Consider the following 4,264-nt stretch of genomic DNA (forward strand, 5'->3'; position numbering starts at 1 on the left):
ACTGTGTTGACGCGTAATGGCCGTTACACCAGCAGCTTTTCTTGGGCGCTGCATCAGGTCGTAACCTTTACGGAGAGTTTCTTCATAAAGTCCGGGGTTTTCTGCATTTTGCCCGGGGATTCTAAAGTCCAGCTCGTTGTCAGAACCAAAAGGGTTATCTAGGCTGATCTTGGGTGTGGCGTCTTTGCTTGTTGTCATCGCACGGTCCGTTAGTTTGCTTGCCTGTCGTGATAGGAGTTCGTTAAATAAAGCTACTAAGTATAGGTGTATTTTAGCGCTCAAGTGTAGCGAAGTTTTGGCAATTTAATATTATGACTAAAACGAAAAAGGTTCGCTTTTGTCCTAAAAAGTGCAGCGATGATATTTGGAAATGTCTATAAAATAAAGTGCGCTTCGATACGAGAGGTAAGGTGTGATATTTAATTAAGGTGTTGAAATTAAACAGATAAGTGTTTTGTTATGATGTCTGTATAGGACAAATATATAAAATTTAAATAGACATAAACGCTTATTTGTTGGTTGAAAAGGTGCAGATAAATAGACTTAATCGCTTATTTTATCTTTTTTACGCGGTAGGTTTTCGGTGTTTCGCCTGTCCATTTTGTATAGGCGCGTGAAAAGGCTCGGGGTTCGCTGAAGTTAAGGTGCTGAGAAATTTCTGCGATAGTCAGGTTGCGCTTGGTCAGCAGCTTATTAGCGATATCGAGGCGAAGATTATCCTTGATTTGTTGATAGCTAATGCCCTCTAGGTGAAGCTTTCGGCGTAGTGTTTGTTCACTGATTCCTAATTGGCGAGAGATGACAGCGCTATTTGGAAGTTTAATTGCTTCGCTGATGTGGGTGCTCTTGGGCTCTATAAGAAGTTTGATTTGTGCTGTCAGGCTATTGTCTTCGCCGGGGATGGTAAGTAGATCTATCGGCGCGCGTGCTAGAAAGACTTTTAGGTCGCGAGTAGTTTTGATCAAAGGCTCTTCGAGATACTTCCGATGGAAGACTAAGCGGTTGAATTTGCTCTTTTGGTTAGTTTTACAGCGAAACAAGAGCTCAAATTCTTCATGATCAATGGGGGTGTAATTAATATAGGCGCCAATTAGTTTAATTGGTTTGCCAATGTACCAACTTGCAAAGCGGTGCCAAATGACGTGCCAGTACTCGATATAAAAGTGCTCGAAATCTAATTCCGGATTGTTGAACTCTGAGGTGAAATATACGTGCTCTCCTTCGACATCAAGAGAAACCTTTATTTCATTGTTGATCTGGTTATAGAAGCGAATCCCTCGATGCAATAGTTCTTCGAGGTTATGACTGTAACTGACCCATTCAGCCATGAGGGCAAAGGTTCCGAGCTTAATGGGGGTTTCAGTGAAGCCCATAAACTCGTCATTTAGGGTCTCTGCAATACTTGAATAGAGCTTGGCAACCGACTCTACCGGGAAGCGTGCTCTGGGGTTTCTGAGTTGAAGTTCGGATATTCGCGCTTGCTTTAGCAGTTGGCGAGTATCGACGCCTTTTTTTCTCGCGCCGCCTAGCGCGCTGAGGATGTAGTGAGTGCCAATGGTTGCCATGTGGTGCTAATTATCGAATCGCAAGCGGATAACAAAAAAGCCCGGTAACTACCGGGCTCTTAATTCAATGCCGAGCTGAGGCTTACAAACGCGCATCAACATCATCTTTGTCGAATAGATATTTCACATCAAAGATAACGTTATTGGTTTTGCATAGCTTACGGATTTCTGCGATACCCATTTCTTTGATCTGGTCGTGTGATACGCAAATGACTGCTGCATCGTAGTGATCTTGTTTAGGTTCGCTGATCAAGTTAAGCCCATACTCATGCTTCACCTCTTCTGCATCTGCCCAAGGGTCATAGACGTCAATATTGGCGTGGTAGCCCTGGAGCTCTGTAATAACATCAGTCACTTTGGTGTTGCGAATATCAGGGCAGTTCTCTTTAAATGTAAGCCCCATGACCAGAATGTTTGCGTCAACAACCTGAATTTTCTTCTTGGTCATAAGCTTCAATACTTTCTCGGCAACATGAGCAGACATGTTGTCGTTAATACGACGACCGGAAAGAATGATTTCTGGGTGGTAACCAATCGATTGCGCTTTATGTGTTAGGTAGTATGGGTCTACACCAATACAGTGACCGCCAACCAAGCCTGGGCGGAAGGGGAGGAAGTTCCACTTTGTGCCAGCGGCTTCGAGTACTTCCAGGGTGTCGATGCCCATTTTGTCAAAAATTAAAGAAAGCTCGTTAACGAGAGCGATGTTGACGTCACGCTGGGTGTTTTCAATAACTTTTGCGGCTTCAGCTACACGAATAGAAGCTGCTTTGTGCGTGCCGGCAACGATGATGCTTTTATAAAGGTCATCAATAAAAGTTGCCGCTTCGGGCGTTGAGCCAGAGGTAACTTTGAGAATGTTCGTGACACGGTGTTCTTTATCGCCAGGATTGATTCGTTCCGGGCTGTATCCCGCAAAGAAATCTTCATTTAGCTTCAAACCAGAGCCTTGCTCGATTAGTGGTAAACAGTCTTCTTCGGTTGCACCCGGGTAAACAGTCGACTCGTAAATAACGTAATCGCCCTTTTTGACTACTTTGCCAAGCATCTCGCTCGCTTTGATTAGCGGCGTTAGGTTTGGTGTTTTGTAGTCATCGATCGGTGTAGGAACTGTGACGATATAGACGGTAGCATTCTTGATATCATCGAGCTGGGTTGTGAAGGTGAGGTGTGTGCTCTCAGCAAGCTCTTCAGATGAGCATTCTAGTGTGCTATCAACACCTTCGCGTAACTCGTTGATGCGATCTTCTTTGATGTCAAACCCTATGGTTGGGAATTTCTTCCCAAATTCGACTGCCAGTGGCAGACCTACATAGCCCTGTCCGATAATGCAAATTTGTGTATTTGTTTCCATGGTCTCTCGATCTTTCATCAATAAATAAAAACTTTGCGCCGACTGTTTACAAATGACTTACAATGAACGCTGAAAAAAGGTGACGGATTATTGCATAATGCCGCAACTAATTCTTCAGGATAGACTGAATTCTAAGAGAATAGTAAAGGACGAAGCAGATAATTTAAAGAAATAGTCTATGATGAAAGGTGAATTCTGTATTTACGTCTTTTATCGTACAGCTGTATTATTCTCCGGCTAGGGTGTTGGTGGGGTGTTATTCTTTCGCTTAGCCGGGTTGTTTGTAGAAAATTCTCAGTTCCATTCAAGGTAATCGTTAGTGGCTCACGTACGTGTTTTAAATCATTATTTGCATAGTAAGTTTCTCGTTTTAGGGGCGGTTGAATTTTGCTTGTTGATGTTGGCGGTTGTTGCCGGTGTCGAGTTGCGAAATATGTGGGGTGCCGCGGACGAAGTAAATGTTATTCTGGAGTCACCTAAACTTCAGATGATCTCCTTTGCGGTGGTGTTGAGTGTATGCTCCCTTGCAATGGGGGTTTATACGAGTATCTATATAGAAGGCTTGACCGGGATGGCTTTGCGTACTGTTGTGAGCTATTTCTTCTTGGGTACCGCAAGCTTGACGATACTCTATTACTTGTTCCCTGTTATGTATTTAGGTCGCGGCGTTTTAGCGTTTGCGATCACCTTTTCCTTGATCTTCGTATTAGTGGTAAGGGTACTTTTTTATAAAGTCGTTGATTTGGCTCAGTTAACGCGGCGAGTTGTAATTTTTGGTGCTGGGAACACAGCTGCCAATATTATGGAGCGAATTCAAGCTAGTAAAGATGAGTCAGGGTTTCAGTTATATGGCTGTATGGCTTGTGGGCAAGGTGAGGTGGTTGTAGATTCCAGTTTATTGGTCAATGAACCTGAAGATTGGATGGCCTTTGTTAAGCAGCATAATATTAGTGAAATAGTTGTCGCGCCAGATGAGCGCCGCCGCAGTGAAGGTGGTCAGATTCCTATAGATGCACTGCTGGATTGTAAGCTCAGAGGGGTTCGTGTGACGGACCCTGTTGAGTTCATAGAGCGAGAGCTGTTGCGATTGGAAATTTCAATGCTTCGTCCTGGTTGGGCTTTGTTCTCAGATGGTTTTGTCTATTCTCAAGCACGAGATATTCTAAAGAAGTTATTTGATTTGACCGTCGCAAGCCTGATTTTATTGCTTACCTGGCCGTTTATGTTGATAACTGCCATTGCGGTTAAGCTAGAAAGTGACGGGCCAATTCTCTACAGTCAGACGCGTGTCGGGCTGAATGGAAAAGAGTTCTCTATTTATAAATTCAGAAGTATGGCTCAAGAT

Annotated in this window: 4 protein-coding genes; 1 reads left to right on the forward strand and 3 read right to left on the reverse strand. The window is 43.7% G+C overall.

What is annotated here, in order from left to right:
* From A3735_RS14565 to tviB, 3 genes are all read right to left on the reverse strand, one after another.
* On the reverse strand, positions 1–198 hold a 198-nt coding region (locus tag A3735_RS14565), incomplete at its 3' end, for a hypothetical protein (protein ID WP_197485899.1).
* 353 nt (positions 199–551) lie between these two features.
* Complete coding sequence (locus tag A3735_RS14570; protein WP_068513982.1) at positions 552–1,565, reverse strand: AraC family transcriptional regulator; 1,014 nt, start codon at positions 1,563–1,565, stop codon at positions 552–554.
* An 82-nt stretch (positions 1,566–1,647) separates the two neighbouring features.
* Positions 1,648–2,919 (reverse strand): Vi polysaccharide biosynthesis UDP-N-acetylglucosamine C-6 dehydrogenase TviB, encoded by a 1,272-nt coding sequence (gene tviB, locus A3735_RS14575; RefSeq protein WP_068513984.1) that lies wholly within the window; start codon positions 2,917–2,919, stop codon positions 1,648–1,650.
* Positions 2,920–3,238: 319 nt separating this feature from the next.
* On the opposite strand from tviB, the gene A3735_RS32390 reads away from it, so the two are divergent.
* On the forward strand, positions 3,239–4,264 hold a 1,026-nt coding region (locus A3735_RS32390), incomplete at its 3' end, for a sugar transferase (protein ID WP_068638199.1).

Source organism: Oleiphilus sp. HI0061 (assembly GCF_001635675.1).

What these genes read in the sequence shown, in the direction of transcription:
- A3735_RS14570 (WP_068513982.1), bottom strand. Translation starts at nt 1,565, where the DNA reads ATGGCAACCATTGGCACTCACTACATCCTCAGCGCGCTAGGCGGCGCG.
- tviB (WP_068513984.1), bottom strand. Translation starts at nt 2,919, where the DNA reads ATGGAAACAAATACACAAATTTGCATTATCGGACAGGGCTATGTAGGT.